A 16852-nucleotide genomic window follows, 5' to 3' on the forward strand; every position below is an offset into this window, starting at 1 on the left:
CGTCTGGGACGGTCCGCCTTGCGGCTCAGTGTTGGTTGGGAGGGAAGCGGATGGTGAAGCTGGCGCCTTGTCCCGGTGCGCTGTCTAGCCGAATCTCGCCTTTCAGTGTGGTGTGCACGATGTTGTGCACCATGGCGAGTCCCAGCCCCACGCCGCTCTGTCCCATTTGCGTGGTGAAGAAGGGGTCGAAAACCTTGTGTTGCAGCTCTGGCGCAATACCTTTGCCGTCGTCTGAATAGCGCAGCAGCAGCGTTTCTTGCTGCGCTTGCAACTGGATGTCTATGCGGCCGTGGTCGTGCCCGTCGAAGCCGTGGGCAAGACTGTTGGCGATGAGATGGGACAGCAGCTGTTCCAAAGCGCCCGGATAATTCTCGATCTGTAGATCATGAGGCGCGTCCAGTGTTAGCTGGATATCGGGATAGTGCTCCGGCGGAAGCAGGGCGCGGGTCAATTGGGCAATGGTTTGAGCGGGCTTGAACGCGCGCTTGGGTTGCTTGAGTTGATCGGAGGCAATCAGCTTGAAGCGGCTGATCAGATCCCCGGCCAGCTCGCTGTTTCTTTGCAACAATTCGCTGGTTTCGACCGCCTTGCGCAGAAAGGCTTGCAGATTGCCGCGCGAGAGTTGCTTGGCTTCGTCTGCGTGGATGATGGACGTGAGGTCCGCGTGCAATACGGAAGCGCTAAGCAGAATATTTCCTATCGGCGTGTTCAATTCATGCGCCATGCCGGCGACCATGCGGGCGAGCGCCGTCTGTTTTTCCGCAATGCTGATTTGCTGCATGGCCTGTTTGAGCTCGGCGCTTCGCTTGGCGACGCGGTCTTCCAAGTGACTATTGAGCTGTTGCAGCTCGGATTCCGCGTGCTTGCGCTGGCTGATGTCGGAGTAGGTGCCTATCATGCGCGATGGCCGTCCCTGCTCGTCGCGGCCCACCACCATGCCGCGGCTCAACAGCCAGATCCAGCCGTGTTGTGTGCGGAAGCGGTGCTCCGAGGTGAATGAGCCTTCTGCTTGGCGCCGATAGGCTGTGATGTCGGCCTTTACCGTCGGTAGGTCGTCGGGGTGGATGCCGGTGTGCCAGAGCTTGAACGCGCCGGTGTCTTTATCGTCCAGTCCCAGCAGTTGCCGGCAGCGGGGGGAGAGAAAGACGGCGTCGCCGGCGATGTCCCAATCCCATACGCCGTCGCCGGCGCCTTCCAGTGCGAAGTGCCAGCGTTCCTCGCTTTCGCGCAAAGCCTGTAACGCTTTCCGCTCTCCGGCTCGCAGCGATTCGAATTCCCGCCTAACGCGTTCGGCCTCGTCCGCGCGCAAAATGGCGTCCTCTTGTTGCCTGGCCATGTCGTGGTAAACCTGATGCAGGTCGCGCTCCACCATGGAGCGGAACTGACTGAGCAATTGCTTGTGGGTTGGGCTGTAGGGATTTTCCACGCGGTCCAGCACGCAGATGGTGCCGAAGATATCCTGATTGGGCCAGATAAGCGGCATGCCCAGATAAGAGATCATGCCCAGCTTGATGTCGGGGTTGTGATCCCAGTCGGGGTCTTTCAAGGCGTTGGGCACCAGCAGTTCCTTGCGGCTGCTCATCACGGTTTCGCAATACAGGCCGGTGTCGAGGTCGGCCAGTTCGTCTTCTTCGTACGGGTTGCCTTGGCTATGGCTGGAGAGGAAGACTTTGATGCTAGGCGCCTGCTTCTGCATGATCAGCGCGGCGGGGATGTCTACGATCTTGGCCAGCAGATCCAGCACCTGCTGCCACTTTTCCGACAGCTCGTGGCTGATGCTCAGGTTTTGGGTGTTGATCTTGATGGCCGACATCTCGGGCTCCATGTTTTGCTAAGCGCTTTCATCTTTTTAGCATATGGGCCGATGCGGGCGGAAATGGCGGAGACGTTTAGAGCCTATTCGGGGCGCGACGGTTTCGAAACGCTGATGCGCTTTTGCGCCTCCCGTTTTCTCCGCCGTCGCGCGGGGGGCTTAAGAACGTGTTTACGATCTCGCGAGCCAAGGTGAGGCAAGGCGAAAACAGCTGAGAAAGCGGAGTGTACACACGGTACATGAGCATTTCGAAGCGGTTTTCAACGCGGTATCGCCGACGCGCAGCAGATCGTAAACAGGTTCTAAGAGCGTTTACAGCATCAGGTTGAGCATGCGGTCGATGCGCACGCGGCTCAGGCGGGTCAATAGTTTTTTGATTTGTTCGGGATAGGTTCGAACGTCTTCCAGTTCTCGGTAATGCAGCAACTGCCGGCTGTGACGCAAGATGTTTTCCTGCTCTTGCTGGTTCTGGTGTTTGAGTTCGGCGTTGGGGTCGCTGATCAGCAACGCATTCTCCATGTCCAGGCGGAAGGCGCGCGGATTGAGATTGTTGCCTGTCAGCAGCATGTAGCGCTGGTCGCTGAACATGCCTTTGAGGTGATAGGTGTTGTCGCCGTCTTTCCACTGATGCACCCGCAGCTGGCCGATGCCGATGTAGTGGCGTTGGCGCTTGGCGAAGCGGCGCAAGTTCATTTCGTAGAGATAGGGCAGCGCGCCGATGACGCGGAAGGGCTCGCTGGGCGGAATGTAGAAGTCATTGGCGGTTTTGTCGCCGACGACGATGTCGATTTGCACGCCGCGGCGCAGCGCCTTGCTGATGGCGAGCACCACCGGCCGCGGAAAATTGAAATAGGGTGTGCAGATGAACAGCGAACTGCGGGTGTTTGCAACCAGTTCCAGAATCACCCGGTTGAGCATATTCCCTTTGCCGATGCCGACAATCGGGCTGATGGCCAGTCCGTCTTCCGCGCCTGTCGGGTTTTCAATCCGGTATTGGCTATGGCTGATCTTGTCGCGGAAGGCGCGGATTTCCTTGCGTATGCTGCGGGTGGCCGGCGCCGGTTTGTCCAGCCGGAATACCGCGGGATCGTTGAAGAACTGCTCGTGCATATAGCTGGACATCACATCCGCCAGCGCCTGATTGCGAATCAGGTGGTAGCGGTCGAAGCGGTACTTATCCAATTTGTGCAAATAGACATTGTTGATGCTGGCGCCGCTGTACAGCACCTGGTCGTCAATGATCAGCCCTTTAAGATGCAGCACGCCAAACAGCTCGCGGGTTTGCACCGGGATGCCGTAAATGGGCACGTCAACGTTGTGCCGCAGCGCCTGAGCCCGATACCAGGCGGCGTTGCAGCTGTCCTGGCTTTCTCCGATGCGCCCGCGCTGGGCGCGGTGCCAGTCCACCATGACGCGGATATCCAGCTGCGGTTGCCGCTGTTTGGCGGAGAACAGCGCGTCCAGCACTTCCTGGCCGGCTTCGTCATGCTCCAGATAGAGCGCGGCGATATAGATGCGGTGCCGGGCCTGCGCGATCGCTTCCAGCAGGCAAAGGCGGAAGTCGGCGGTCTGGTGCAGGGTGGTGATGGCGTCGGCTTGCATGCGCAGCTTGGGGAGCTGAGCCAGCAACGATCTTTTTAGCAGAAATGCCATGTAAGCGTTGGGTTTGACGTTTAATCGTGGAATCGTAGCATCGTTTTCGCCTCTTGGGGGAGTCCGCGCCTGAGCAATCCTTGCGCCAGCGCAGTTCCGGACGAAGTCGAACCTTTGCGAGGCTGGCGATAGAGTCCATGGCAAGGCGGGGCGAAATGTGCAAAAATTCGTTCAACTAGATGAATTGCAGGTTTTCCAATGCTGGACCGGGACGGATACCGCCCCAATGTCGGAATCATCCTCATCAACGGTAAAAATGAGGTGTTCTGGGGCAAGCGAGTGCGGGAGCATTCCTGGCAGTTTCCGCAAGGCGGGATCAAGCCAGGCGAGAGTCCGGAAGCCGCGATGTATCGCGAGCTGCTGGAAGAGGTGGGTTTGCTGCCGCAACATGTGAAAATACTGGGACGCACCCGCGACTGGATGCGTTACGAGGTGCCGACCAACTGGGTGCGCCGGGAGTGGCGCGGCAGTTACAAGGGGCAGAAGCAGATTTGGTTTCTGCTGAAGCTGGTGGGGCGCGAGTGCGACGTTTGCCTGCGCGCCAGCAGCCACCCCGAGTTTGACGGCTGGCGCTGGAACGAATACTGGGCGCCGGTGGACGCGGTGATCGAGTTCAAGCGCGAGGTGTACGAGCGCGCGTTGGCCGAGCTGTCGCGCTTCCTGCGCGGAGTGGAAAGCCGGGAGGCCTATCTGGCTCGCCTTGGCCGCGCTCAGGAGCCGCATTGACGCAGCGCCGTCCGCGCGCCTCGAAGCGACACGGCGGGCATGGCCCGCTGTCTTTTTTTGCGCCGTGGCCGTTGGCCGCGGCGTTTGGCGTAATTTGCTGAGCAACAAGATTCAAACATGACGCAACAATACGATGAGTCGTCGGTACGGGTGCTGAAAGGCTTGGAGCCGGTCAAGGAACGGCCGGGGATGTACACCCGCACCACCGATCCCACCCATATTTGCCAGGAAGTGATAGACAACGCCGCTGACGAGGCCTTGGGGGGCTTCGCGCGCAAGATCGCGGTGACGGTGCATCAGGACGGCTCCTTGTCGGTGGAGGACGACGGCCGCGGCATTCCGGTGGGCCTGCATCCGCAAGAAGGCGTGCCGGTGGTGGAACTGGTGTTCACCCGGTTGCACGCCGGCGGCAAGTTCAACAAGAAAGACGGCGGCGCCTACGCTTTTTCCGGGGGCCTGCACGGGGTTGGCGTGTCGGTAACCAATGCGCTGTCCACCCGGCTGGAGGTGGAGGTTAAGCGCGAAGGCGGCGTGCACCGCCTGGTGTTTTCCGGCGGCGACGTCATTGAGCCGTTGACTCGGGTGGGGGATTGCGGCCCGCGCACCAGCGGCACTCGGGTCAGGGTCTGGCCCGACGGCAAGTATTTTGAAAGCCCGCGTTACTCCTTGCCGGAGCTGGAGCGCCTGCTGCGCGCCAAGGCGGTGCTGCTGCCTGGCGTGGCGGTCACCCTGGTGGTGGAGCGCCCCAGCGGCGACGAGGTCAAGGTCTGGCAATATCCGGAGGGCTTGAAGAGCTATCTGGCCGAGCTGTGCAACGGCGACGAGCCGGTGGCGCCCTTGTTTGCCGGAGAGGCGTATATCGGCGACGATCACGAGCAGTTCGCCAAGGGCGAGGGCGTACAGTGGGCGATGGCCTGGTTCGAGGACGGCGCCAGCGGCGAGAGCTACGTCAACTTGATTCCGACGCCGGTGGGCGGCACTCATGAGGCTGGTTTGCGTGCCGGCGTGTTCGACGCGGTAAAGAGTTTCATCGATCACCACAACCTATTGCCGCGCGGCGTCAAGCTGATGGCGGAGGATGTGTGGAGCCGAGTGCGCTTCGTATTGTCCGCCCGGGTGCTGGACCCGCAGTTTCAGGGGCAGACCAAGGACAAGCTGACCAGCCGCGACGCGCTGAAGCTGATTTCCGGCCTGGCGCGCGATCCGGTGGAGCTGTGGCTGAACCAGAACGTGGAGTCCGGCAAGAAGATTGCCGAACTGGCCATCCGCCAGGCGCAGTCGCGTCTGAAGTCGGTGAAGAAGGTTGAAAAGAAAAAAGGCTCCGGCGTGGCGGTGCTGCCCGGCAAACTGACCGATTGCGAGAGCGAGGATATCGATCGCAACGAGCTGTTCCTGGTGGAGGGCGATTCCGCCGGCGGCTCCGCCAAGCTGGCGCGCGACAAAGAATACCAGGCCATCTTGCCCCTGCGCGGAAAGGTGCTCAATAGCTGGGAAACCGATAAGGACCAGCTGTTCTCCAATGCCGAGATTCACGACATTTCGGTGGCCATCGGGGTGGATCCGCACGGGCCCAGCGACCACCCGGACTTGTCCGGCCAGCGCTACGGCAAGATCGCCATCCTGTCCGACGCGGACGTGGACGGTTCTCATATCCAGGTGCTCTTGCTGACGTTGTTCTTCCGCCATTTCCCGCGTTTGATCGAGAACGGCAACATTTATGTGGCTCAGCCGCCGCTGTTCCGCGTGGACGTGCCCGGCCAGGGCAAGCATCGTCCGCCGCGCAAGCTGTACGCCTTGGACGAAGGAGAGATGACCGCCATCCTTGACCGGCTGCGCAGCGAAGGCGTGCGAGAGAACGCCTGGAGCATTTCCCGCTTCAAGGGCCTGGGCGAGATGAACCCGGAGCAGTTGAAGGACACCACGATGAATCCAGATACCCGCCGTTTATCCCAAGTGCGGGTGCGCACCGGCGAGCTGGAGCAGACGTTGTCCACTTTCGTCATGCTGATGGGCAAAGGGGAAGCGTCCAGCCGCCGCAGCTGGATGGAAGCCAACGGCAACGCGGTAGAGGCCGATATCTGAGCGACCGCGCCGGTTGTTCTCAAAGGACGGAAAGCCCCTGCAAGCCTTGCTTGCGGGGGCTTTTCCATTGCGGGCTATAGTGAGGCTAGGCGTGATGTCTCAATCAAGGGGAATGGCATGGCCAAACAATGGCGGGGACTGTTGGCGGGGTGGCTGGCGCTGCCTGTGCTGGCGGCCGGCTACCACTCCTCTAGTCAGGATATTGGGCCCTGGGGCGACGGCGCTAGTCAGGACGGCCTGGCGCCGCGTTTCATCCGGTTTGTGGCGAAGCAGGCGGGGCTGACGCTGACTCAGGATGTCCGGCCGTTGCCGCGCGCGATAGAGGAGCTGAGAAATGGGCGAAACGCGCTGGCGCTGGTGACCGCTTCGCCGGAGCGAGCAGGCTTCGCCGTGGAGCTGTGCAGGCCGGTGTCGATCCGCATTTCCGTGCTCTACCATCGTCGCGGCCAAGTATCGCCCATAGGTCCGCAGTGGTTCCGCCTGCGCAGCCTGGGCGTTCTGCGCGGCACCCATACCCTGGACGGCTTTGTCGCCGAAAGCGGGGCGACGCCGGTGGAGGTATCGGACATGCCGCAGGGGTTTCGCATGCTGCAAGCCGGCAGGCTGGACGCAATGATGTGCGTGCGTCCAGGCTGCGGCCACGCGCTGAGGCAGATGGGCGAGAGCCTGCCCAATCTGGCCGAATACGTGCACGGCGACGAGCCAATGGCGCTCTACGTATCCAAACGCAGCGAGCTGGCGCGCGACGCCGTCATGCTGGGCAAATTGAAGACGGCTTGTCTGTCCGCCGCGGGCAAACGCGAGATGGCCGGCTTGATGACGATTTACGATTGAGGCGGGGGCTTACCAGACGCGCAGCGTTTGACCGGTCTGCACGCCTTCCACGCTGCGGACATAGGCTAGGGCCGCGCGTGCCGCTGGCACCGCTTCGAAGCCGGGGAAAAAGTCCCGGTACTGCTCCCAGGATTCCTGCAACACGTTGGGGCTGACCACATTGATGCGGCGCCCGTCGTCCAGCTCCGCCGCCGCGCCGCGCACAAAGCCCTCTAATGCGGAGTTCACGGCGCTGGCGTTGCTGCCGAAGCGGATGGGCTGTTCGCTGACGATGCCGCTGGTCAGGGTGATGGAGCCGCCGGCGTTCAGATAGTGTTGGCCGATCAGCGCCAACTCCACCTGGCCCATCAGCTTGTCGTTGAGGCCGATGCGAAATTGTTCGGCGTTCATCTCCGCCAAGGGGCCGAAGTGCAGCTTGCCGGCGGCGCTGATGATGGCGTCCACCCCGCCGATGCGTTCGAATAACGCGCGGATGCTGTCGCCATTGGTCAGGTCCACCAGCACATCACCGCGGCGGCTGCCCGCTTTGATGACTTGATGGTGGGACAGCGCCTGGCTGACGGCCTGGCCCAGAGTGCCGTGGGCGCCGACGATGAGAATCTTTTTCATGGGAAATCTCCCGGACAAGTGTTAAGACCCGCTCATTCTGCTCCCGCGCGGAGCATTGATTAATCCGCTAAGATGAACAAGATTGAAAACCATAGGTTATGAATGGCATGGATCGCCTTTTGAGCATGGAGCTGTTCGTGGCGGTGGTGGAGCGAGGCAGTTTCACCGCGGCGGCCGAGGCGCATGGCTTGTCCCAACCCATGGTGGGCAAGCATATCGCCAGCCTGGAACAGCGGCTGGGCGGCCGCTTGCTGGCGCGCACCACCCGCCGCCAGCAATTGACCGAGCTGGGCCTGCATTACTTTCAACGCTGCCAGTCCATTCTGGCGGAAATTCGCGCGGCGGAAAGCGGCGCCGAGCTGATGAGCGGCACGCCGCGCGGCGTGCTGCGCGTCAATGCCTCTGTGACCTTTGGTTCGCTACGGCTGGCGGGCTTGTTGGCAGAGTTCATGCAAGCGTATCCGGATATCACGGTGGACCTGACTTTGTCGGACGAGCTGGTCGACTTGGTGGCCGACGGTTACGACGCCGCCTTCCGTATCGGCCGGCTGCCCGATTCGGGCTTGGTGGCCCGGCCTCTGCAGCCCTACCGGATGATGGTGGCGGCGGCGCCGGCCTATTTGGCGCGCAAAGGCGTGCCGCGCGCGCCGGAAGATCTGGCCGAGCATGATTGCCTGGGTTTTTCCCTGTGGCGCAAGGACGATGGCTGGGAGTTGTTGGGGGCCGGCGAGTGGGGGCGGGCCAGCCGCTTCCAGTCCAATCATGGTCAGGCCTTGCGCATGGTGGCGCTGGCCGGCGGCGGCGTCGTGCTGCAAGCCGAGGCGCTGTTGGGCGACGATGTGGCTTCCGGCCGGCTGGTGGAGGTGTTGCCGGGTTGTTTGCCGCCGCCCAAGCCCATGCATTTGATTTATCTGCCGGATCGCCAGCCTTTGCCCAAGCTTCGTGTGTTCATAGACTTCATTCTGGAGCGCTTGGGCGTGCTGTGAGTTTTATTGACAGGGCCTGTCAGCGATTTTCGTTTGAGCTGCGGCGCGCATCGGCGTAGCGTGAACGCATGGATGATTTGGAGAGAGGAAAGGGCATGGAACCGGATTTGCGGGCGCCCAGCCGGCGCGATTTGTTCGCCGGCTTTTTCTCTATCGGGCTGACCGGTTTCGGCGGCGTGTTGCCGCAGGCGCACCGGATGATGGTGTTGCGCCGCCGCTGGCTGAGCGAGGCCGACTTCGCTGTGGTGCTGGGCCTGGGCCAAGTGTTGCCGGGGCCCAATATCGTCAATGTCGCGGTGGCGGTGGGCAGCCGCTTCCACGGCGTGAGCGGAGCCTTGGCCTCCATCGCCGGTTTGTTGCTGGCGCCCATGGTCATCGTACTGTTGTTGGCGTCCTTCTACGGCCATTACCGGCAGCTGCCGCTGGTGCAGAATGTGTTGCATGGTTTGGCTTCCGCCGCCGCCGGCCTGATCGCGGCGATGGGGCTGCGCTTGCTGGCGCGCATTGAGCGCAAGCTGTGGTGCGTGCTGGTGGCGGCGTTGACCTTCTGTGCGCTAGGCGTCCTGCAATTGCCCCTGCTGTGGTCGCTGGCGCTGTTGGCCCCCATTGCCATCGGGCTGGCCTGGCGAGACAGGCCGAAGGAGGACTCATGATTCTGCTGGTGCTGTTATGGCAGTTCTCCCTGCTGTCGCTGGTGGCGGTGGGCGGCGCCAATGTGCTGATTCCCGAGTTGCAGCGGCTGGTCATGGAACAGGGCTGGATGAGCGGGCGGGAGTTCGCCGCGTTGTTCGCCATCGCGCAGGCCGCGCCCGGCCCCAATGTGCTGGTAGTCTGTCTGATCGGCTGGCAAGTGGCCGGGGTGCCGGGCGCACTGGTCAGCATGGTGGGCATCTGCGGCCCGTCGTCGGTACTGAGTTTTTACGTGGCGCGTTGGTGGCAGCGCTATCAACAGGCGCCGTTGACCCGTGCGATCCAGCGCGGGCTGGCGCCGCTGACCATAGGCCTGGTGGCCGCCAGCGCCTGTTTGTTAAGTCAGGCGGCCAATGCCAGCGTAGGCGCCTGGTTGTTGTGCGGCGCGGTGGCGCTAGCGGCGTGGCGCACTACGCTCAATCCCCTGTGGCTATTGTCGGCCGGCGCTTTGCTTGGCGGTTTGGGACTGCTGTAGGATGGCGCTCAAAGTCTCGCTTTAGTTCGCGAGATTGTGAACAGGCTCTACGCGGCGGCCATAATGAACAGGGTGTTCTCGGGAGGGCGCGCATGATGCGAATCTTGATGCTGCTGCTGTGCGTTCTGGCGCTGCCGGCGCTGGGGCAAACTTTGTCGATCCGCTACGCGCTGGTGTCCGGAGAGCAAGACCCGCATCTGCCTTATATGCAGGCCTTGCTGCAACTGGCGTGCAGTGAGGTCAAAATCAGTTGCGAGCTGAGCAGCGCACTGGACATGAATCAGGGGAGGGCGCTGGAGCAGATGGCGCACGGCAATGCCAGCGTGGATCTTTTCTGGGGCATGAGCAGCCGCGAGCGCGAACAGAAGGCCCTGCCGGTGCGCATCCCTTTGTACAAGGGCTTGATTGGCTGGCGCGTGCCGCTGGTATCGCAAAAGCGGGGCCGGTTGTTTGAGAAGGTCTTCACATTAGCGGATTTGAAGGCGTTGACCGCAGGTCAAGGGCAGGATTGGCCGGATACGCAGATTCTGCGCGACGCGGGCTTGCCGGTGGTGGCGAGCCCCCTGTATCTGCCGCTGTTCGCCATGTTGCGCCAGGGGCGCTTCGACTATTTTCCGCGCAGCGTGATCGAGGTGGGGCAGGAGCTGGAGTCAGACGTCGCCAAGGGCCTGACACTGGATCCTTTCATTGTGTTGCACTATCCGGCGGTCTTTTATTTCTTTGTGTCGCCGCGCCGGCCGGAGCTGGCCCGGGCTCTGACTCAGGGCCTGGAAGCCGCCGTTAAGGATGGTAGCTTCGACAAGTTGTTCATGCGCTTCAACGGGCCTCGCCTGCGGGCCTTGAACCTGGCGCAGCGGCGCATTATAGAACTGCCCAATCCCTTGTTGCCCAAGGAGACGCCGCTGAAGCGGAAGGAGCTGTGGTTCTATCCGCGTTGAGTGTCCAGCGGCAGCAGATCGGTAAAGACAAAGCCGTCCCGCTCCACCGTTTCGCCCACTGCATGCGGCACCGGTCGCAGGAACATCGGGCCGTCCCAGGCGAAGGAGTGGAACTCGCCGTATTCGCCGCAAGGGTCGGCATCCGGCGGCAGCGCGTCCAGCAAAGCCTGGCCAAACTCGCTGCCGGCCAGGCCGCGCGGCAGCTTGCGCGGGTCCAGGCAGGTCAGCCTGGCTTTGAGCCCGCCGCGCAGCATGGTTTGCGCCAGTTCCGCGGTGGGCAGGCCCCATAACGGGAATAGCGGCGCAATGCCGCTGCCGGCCAGGTTCTGCTCTCGGTAGGCGCGCACATCTTCCAGAAATAGATCGCCAAAGGCCATATGGCTGACGCCGTCGGCGCGGCAGGCGCTGACAAAGTCCGCCATCCGGCTGGCGTAGTCCTCGTTGCTGCAAGGGTAGGGGATGCTTACCTGGCGCAGCGGCAAGCCCAGCGCCGCCGCCTGCGCCTGTAGCAGCTCCACCCGCACCGCGTGCATGGCCACGCGCTGGAAAGCCTGGTTGACGGTGGTGAACAGTCCGACGACTTCAACGTCGGGATCCCGGCGCAGCACATGCAGCGCCCAAGCGCTGTCCTTGCCGCTGCTCCAGGACAAGAGAACGGTTTTCTTCATGGCGCACAGCTTAGCCGCGCGGAGGCCAGCCGCCAAGCGGGGGGACTGGGCCGGGGGACTCGGGTATAATGACGGTCTATTTTTTCGCCTCTCAGGACTGATTGCCGCATGACCCAGCTCAAGAACGATACCTTCCTGCGCGCGCTGCTTGGCCAGCCCGTCGAATACACCCCGATCTGGATGATGCGCCAGGCCGGCCGCTATTTGCCGGAGTACCGCGCCACTCGCAGCCGAGCCGGCAGTTTCATGGGTTTATGCACCAGTCCCGACTATGCCACCGAGGTGACGTTGCAGCCGCTGGAGCGTTTCCCGCTGGACGCCGCCATCCTGTTTTCCGACATCCTGACCGTGCCGGACGCCATGGGCCTGGGCCTGTACTTCGCGGAGGGCGAGGGGCCTAAGTTCGAGCGTCCGCTGCGCGACGAGGCCGCCATCCGCGCGCTGACGGTGCCGGCGCTGGACAAGCTGGGCTACGTCTTCGACGCGGTGTCCAGCATCCGCAAGGCGCTGGATGGCCGCGTGCCGCTGATCGGCTTCTCCGGCAGCCCGTTCACCTTGGCCTGCTACATGATAGAGGGCGGAGGCTCCGACGATTTCCGTCACGTTAAAGCCATGCTTTACAGCCGCCCTGAGTTGCTGCATCACATCCTGGATGTGAACGCCCGCACCGTGATCGATTACCTGAACGCACAGATCGACGCCGGCGCGCAGGCGGTGCAGATCTTCGACACCTGGGGCGGCGCGCTGACCCAGGCGGCCTATCGCGAGTTCTCGCTGGCCTATATGCGTCAAATTGTCGCCGGCCTGAAGCGCGAGGCCGACGGCCGCCGCGTGCCGGTGATCGTGTTCACCAAGGGCGGCGGCCAGTGGCTGGAGGAAATCGCGGCCATCGGCGCCGACTGCGTGGGGTTGGACTGGACCACGGACCTGAGCGCCGCGCGCGCGCGGGTGGGCGGCAAGGTGGCCTTACAGGGCAACTTCGACCCCAACGCCTTGTTCGCGGAGCCGGCCGCCATTGAGCGCGAAGTGGCCCGCATCCTGGCCAGCTACGGAGCCGGCAGCGGCCATGTATTCAACCTGGGTCACGGCATCTCGCAACACGTCAAGCCGGAGCACGCCGGAGCCTTGGTGGAGGCGGTGCATCGTTTGTCCCGTCCCTACCACTCCGCGGGCTGATCAACCGGTTTTAAGTTCAATGGCATGTTTCTGTCGGTCCGACGGAATCCCCTTTGACGAATGCACCAAGTTGGCGCTGGCCGGCGGGCATTAAAGCCGGCTTTATCAGTGTCTAAATCCGGTATCAAGTTGTTGTTAGCGGGGCCTGCGGAAAAGGATTTGTTTTTTCAACAGAAAACTTAACTTTTCCCTTGGGGCCTTTCGCGCGTCGTCAGGGTATCCTAACTTGTCCGGCCAAGGACTCTCCTCTGGCCGGATTGTATTTTTACACTGAGATGAATAAGGATATTGACAAGGCGAACCATAGTTGTTCTCTGAGTTATGCACATTTGCTAGTCAGAGTTCGTGGCCTTGTCAAGCCGATTGCTCATGTTTTTTTGATCAATTTAAGTCTTTGAAAATAAAGAGAAAAATAATTGATTAATTTTTGCGCAATCTAACGGAAACGCTGATCTGAGGCCGTTTCAACCTCGGAGCGGCAGCTTGTTCACAAAGTTATCCACAGCATCTGTGCACAGAGGCCGCAAAGCCTTGTCACAACAGCATTTGTCTTCGGGGGCGCGCCGGATGGGGCAGCAAAGCATCGTACAAGTGGCCGTGGATGTGCCGCTGCCAGGTACGTTCAGTTACCTGACCCAGTTGTCTGTCATGGCCGGGCAAAGAGTGGCGGTTTCCTTTGGCCCCCGCCGGCTGTGTGGCGTGGTTGTCACGGACATACCTCAACAGGGTATCGATCCCGCCAAGCTCAAGCCGGTGGAGTCGGTTCTGTCCGGGCTGCCCCCGCTGCCGGAAGACTTTATGTCCCTGGTGCGCTTCGCCGCGGATTATTACCATCATCCCTTGGGACAGGCGTTGTTCACCGCTCTGCCCACCGGGCTGCGGGAGCCCCGCGACATCGTTTTGCCGGATGAGCGCCCATACGCGCTGACGCCGCAAGGCGAGGCGGAGGCGCCGCCGGCTCGCCAGCGCGTGCGGCTGGCGCTGTGGCAGGCCTTGCAGGACGGGGCATTGACGCTGGCCGCGGCCAAGGCGGTGACGCCGCAGGCCGGCAAGGTGTTGGCGGATTGGCTGGCGGACAACAAGGTCCGGCGCGTGGAGCCGGAGCCCGTTCCTTTGCGTGTGGCGGGCAGCCCTGAGCTGAACGAAGAGCAGCAAGCCGCGCTGGACGCTTTGCGCGGCCAAGCCGGATACCAGCCCTGGCTGCTGCACGGCATTACCGGCAGCGGCAAGACCGAAGTTTATCTGCGGCTGATCGCCGATCATCTGGCCGCCGGCCGCCAAGTGTTGGTGCTGGTGCCGGAAATCAACCTGACCCCGCAGTTGATCACGCGCTTCACCCAACGCTTTCCGGACAGCCGCATCGCGGTGCAGCACAGCCATCTGGCCGACGGCGAGCGTCTGAGGGGCTGGCTGGACGGCTGGCAGGGGCGAGCCGACGTGATGATAGGCACCCGTTTGTCGGTATTCACCCCGCTGCCGCGCTTGGGGCTGATCGTGGTGGACGAAGAGCACGACGGCTCATTCAAGCAACAGGACGGTTTGCGCTACCATGCGCGCGATCTGGCGATCTGGCGCGCGCGCCAGGCTGGCGTGCCCATTCTGCTGGGGTCGGCCACCCCCAGCCTGGAGACCGTGGCCAATGTCGAGGCTGGCCGCTATCGTCGCCTGTCGCTGAGCCGGCGGGCGCACGGCGCGGCGCGGTTGCCGGATGTGAGACTGGTCGACGTGAGGCGGCAAAAACTGGCGGAAGGCTTGTCCGAGCCAGTGATTCAGGCGCTACGCCAGCGCCTGGCGCGCGGCGAGATGAGCTTGGTGTTCATCAACCGCCGTGGCTTCGCGCCGGTGGTGGCCTGCACCGACTGCGGCTGGACCAGCGGCTGCCCGCGCTGTTCCGCCAAGCTGGTGGTGCACTTGTTGGAGCGCAAGCTGCGTTGTCACCATTGCGGTTGGGAAGAGGCGGTGCCGCGCGCCTGCCCGGATTGCGGCAATCCCGACATCAAACCGCTGGGGGAGGGCACACAGCGGCTGGAGTCCGCGCTGACGCGTTTGTTTCCCGAGGCGCGCATCCTGCGCATAGACCGCGACACCACCAGCCGCAAGGAGGCGTGGGACGAGATCTATCGCAAGGTCCATGCCGGCGAGGTGGACATGCTGGTGGGCACCCAGATGCTGGCCAAGGGCCACGACTTTGGCACTTTGTCGCTGGTGGTGGCGCTGGGCACGGACGGCGGCCTGTATTCCGCGGATTTCCGTGCTTCCGAACGGCTGTTCGCGCAACTGATGCAAGTGGCGGGCCGGGCTGGCCGCGCCGAGGCCGCCGGTGAGGTGCTGATCCAGACCCAGTGGCCGGATCATGAGCTATACCAGGCGCTGACGCGTCACGATTTCGACGGCTACGCCAAGGCCCTGTTGGACGAGCGGCGCATCGCCGGCTTTCCGCCCTGCGCCTACCAGGCGCTGCTGCGCGCCGACAGCCCCAGCCTGGAATTGGCCACCGCCTTTCTGGCCGAGGTGCGGCGGCTGGCCGAGCCGCTGGCCGAGCAGGTGTTGATCGCCGGCCCGGCGCCGGCGCTGATGGCGCGATTGGCCAATCGCGAACGTGCACAGCTGGTGCTGGAGTCGCCGCAACGGCAGGCGCTGCACGGATTTTTGAATCAATTGCTGCCGCAGGTGGAAGCGGCGGCCAAACGCCATGGACGCGGCCTGCGCTGGTCGCTGGACGTGGATCCACAAGACATGTGATCGCCCAATGAAAGCAATGAAGAAACAAATCCTGATGGCGGCTTGTCTGCTCTTGCCGGCGTTGCCGGCCCGCGCGTTAGACCTGCATGGCCTCAAGCCGGAGGAAGTGGCCGTCTGGGCCGCGCCGGTGGAAAGCGGCAAGGAGCTGGCCGGCCATCGCGCGGACAGCGCGGTCAATCCGGCCTCCACCATGAAGCTGATCACTAGTTGGAGCGCGTTGAACCTGCTCAAGCCCGGCTACCGCTGGCACACCGGACTGTGGTCCGCCGCGCCGGTGCGCGACGGCGCGCTGCAAGGCGATCTTTACTGGCTGGGCGCCGGCGATCCGCGTTTCAACAACGATAGCCTGCTTAATCTGCTATACGGTCTGCGGCTGCGCGGCGTGCAACGGATAGACGGCAAGCTGGTGTTGGACAAGAGCGCGTTCAAGGGCGTGTCCAGCGCTCACGACTTCGACGAAGACGCCGGCCGCGCCTTCACCGTGGAGCCGGACAGCCACCTGACCAACCTGAAAGTGGCTTGGCTCAACTTTTACGTCGACGCCGGCGGCGCGCGCGTGGCGCTGGACCCGCCGTTGGCAGGCGTCAGCGTCAACGCCAAGCTTCAGGCCGGCGGTCAGGGCGGCCCGAATGACTGTTCCGATGTGCGCCGCTACGTTAGCATCGCCAACGACATGCGTTCCGTCACGGTCAGCGGCACTTTGCCGCCCAGCTGCGACGGCGTCAAAACCTTCGTCAACGTGCTGGACCACGACGCTTTCGCCAGCCAGGACTTCGTTGCCCTATGGCAGGCGCTGGGCGGAGCCGGACCCAAGGGTGCGGGGTTGGGGCGGGTGCCGGCCGGCGCGCGCGAACTGGCCGGCCACGACTCGCAGCCGCTGACCGTGGCGATCAGCGACATCAACAAATACAGCAACAACACCATGGCGCGCACCCTGTTCCTGACCTTGGGCAAGGAGGGCGGCGGCGGTGAGGATACCCGCGCCAACGCCGAGCACGCAGTGCGGCGCCTACTGGCGGCCAACGGCATTTCCGATGAAACGCTGGTGTTGGAAAACGGTTCCGGCCTGTCGCGCCGCGAGCGGGTGAGCGCGCGGCTGATGGGGCGGGTGCTGCTCAACGCCGCGCGCGGGCCCTACGCCAGCGAATTCCTGGCCAGCCTGCCCATCGCCGGCGAGGACGGCACCTTGCGCAAGCGCTTCGCCGAGCAAGGCCCGCGGCTGCGGATGAAGACCGGCACCTTGAAGGACGTGAAGGCTCTGGCCGGCTACTGGCTGGGCGCGGACGGCCGCCGGCTGGCGCTGGCGGTGATCGTCAACAGCCCGCGCGCGCCGGAGATGGGCAAGGCGATGGACCAGATCGTCGCCGATCTGATCGACCGCTTCGAGGCCTCCAAGTAAGAACATGGCGGATTGACGGTTTCGGCGCGCGCGGCGGCGGTATAATATCGGGCTTTGCGCG

At 63.0% G+C, this 16852-nt stretch carries 14 protein-coding genes; 10 read left to right on the plus strand and 4 right to left on the minus strand.

Annotation, left to right across the window (positions count from 1 at the left end):
• Positions 1-25: 25 nt before the first annotated feature.
• Together ACUXV1_RS17480 and pssA are read right to left on the minus strand one after the other, a co-directional pair.
• Positions 26-1813: an ATP-binding protein gene (locus ACUXV1_RS17480; RefSeq protein WP_446016087.1), complete on the minus strand. Its 1788-nt coding sequence runs from the start codon at positions 1811-1813 to the stop codon at positions 26-28.
• A gap of 312 nt (positions 1814-2125) precedes the next feature.
• Entirely contained in the window at positions 2126-3466 is a 1341-nt protein-coding gene (gene pssA, locus ACUXV1_RS17485; protein WP_446016088.1) for a CDP-diacylglycerol--serine O-phosphatidyltransferase, read from the minus strand.
• A 198-nt stretch (positions 3467-3664) separates the two neighbouring features.
• Here pssA and ACUXV1_RS17490 point away from each other — a divergent pair, with 198 nt between their 5' ends.
• The 3 genes from ACUXV1_RS17490 (at position 3665) to ACUXV1_RS17500 (ending at position 7108) form a co-directional block, all read left to right on the plus strand.
• Entirely contained in the window at positions 3665-4192 is a 528-nt protein-coding gene (locus ACUXV1_RS17490) for an RNA pyrophosphohydrolase (RefSeq protein WP_019103838.1), read from the plus strand.
• Positions 4193-4309: 117 nt separating this feature from the next.
• On the plus strand, positions 4310-6274 hold the full coding sequence (parE, locus tag ACUXV1_RS17495) for a DNA topoisomerase IV subunit B (protein WP_019103837.1): 1965 nt from the start codon (positions 4310-4312) through the stop codon (positions 6272-6274).
• A gap of 117 nt (positions 6275-6391) precedes the next feature.
• Positions 6392-7108, plus strand: coding sequence for a substrate-binding periplasmic protein (locus ACUXV1_RS17500; RefSeq protein WP_446016089.1), 717 nt, complete (start codon positions 6392-6394; stop codon positions 7106-7108).
• A gap of 9 nt (positions 7109-7117) precedes the next feature.
• Here the strand turns inward: ACUXV1_RS17500 and ACUXV1_RS17505 are convergent, their stop codons facing one another.
• Positions 7118-7717 (minus strand): short chain dehydrogenase, encoded by a 600-nt coding sequence (locus ACUXV1_RS17505; RefSeq protein WP_203389353.1) that lies wholly within the window; start codon positions 7715-7717, stop codon positions 7118-7120.
• Between the two features lie 107 nt (positions 7718-7824).
• Here ACUXV1_RS17505 and ACUXV1_RS17510 point away from each other — a divergent pair, with 107 nt between their 5' ends.
• The 4 genes from ACUXV1_RS17510 (at position 7825) to ACUXV1_RS17525 (ending at position 10806) form a co-directional block, all read left to right on the plus strand.
• On the plus strand, positions 7825-8703 hold the full coding sequence (locus tag ACUXV1_RS17510; RefSeq protein WP_446016090.1) for a LysR family transcriptional regulator: 879 nt from the start codon (positions 7825-7827) through the stop codon (positions 8701-8703).
• Between the two features lie 95 nt (positions 8704-8798).
• Positions 8799-9356 (plus strand): chromate transporter, encoded by a 558-nt coding sequence (locus tag ACUXV1_RS17515; RefSeq protein ID WP_043637525.1) that lies wholly within the window; start codon positions 8799-8801, stop codon positions 9354-9356.
• Positions 9353-9868, plus strand: coding sequence for a chromate transporter (locus ACUXV1_RS17520; protein WP_043637529.1), 516 nt, complete (start codon positions 9353-9355; stop codon positions 9866-9868). The genes ACUXV1_RS17515 and ACUXV1_RS17520 overlap by 4 nt, the downstream gene beginning before the upstream one ends.
• Positions 9869-9960: 92 nt before the next feature.
• A complete protein-coding gene (locus ACUXV1_RS17525) occupies positions 9961-10806 on the plus strand; it encodes a substrate-binding periplasmic protein (RefSeq protein WP_043637534.1) in 846 nt (281 codons plus the stop codon).
• On the opposite strand, the gene ACUXV1_RS17530 is transcribed toward ACUXV1_RS17525, so the two are convergent.
• On the minus strand, positions 10794-11474 hold the full coding sequence (locus tag ACUXV1_RS17530) for a Dph6-related ATP pyrophosphatase (protein WP_114152092.1): 681 nt from the start codon (positions 11472-11474) through the stop codon (positions 10794-10796). The genes ACUXV1_RS17525 and ACUXV1_RS17530 overlap by 13 nt on opposite strands.
• A gap of 108 nt (positions 11475-11582) precedes the next feature.
• Here ACUXV1_RS17530 and hemE point away from each other — a divergent pair, with 108 nt between their 5' ends.
• The 3 genes from hemE to dacB all read left to right on the plus strand — a co-directional run bounded on the left by hemE (position 11583) and on the right by dacB (position 16791).
• Complete coding sequence (gene hemE / locus ACUXV1_RS17535; RefSeq protein WP_446016091.1) at positions 11583-12650, plus strand: uroporphyrinogen decarboxylase; 1068 nt, start codon at positions 11583-11585, stop codon at positions 12648-12650.
• Positions 12651-13217: 567 nt separating this feature from the next.
• Positions 13218-15392: a primosomal protein N' gene (locus ACUXV1_RS17540; RefSeq protein WP_446016092.1), complete on the plus strand. Its 2175-nt coding sequence runs from the start codon at positions 13218-13220 to the stop codon at positions 15390-15392.
• 16 nt (positions 15393-15408) lie between these two features.
• Entirely contained in the window at positions 15409-16791 is a 1383-nt protein-coding gene (gene dacB / locus ACUXV1_RS17545) for a D-alanyl-D-alanine carboxypeptidase/D-alanyl-D-alanine endopeptidase (protein WP_446016093.1), read from the plus strand.
• Positions 16792-16852 lie beyond the last annotated feature (61 nt).

The sequence above is a fragment of the Chromobacterium sp. W521 genome, from assembly GCF_052805975.1.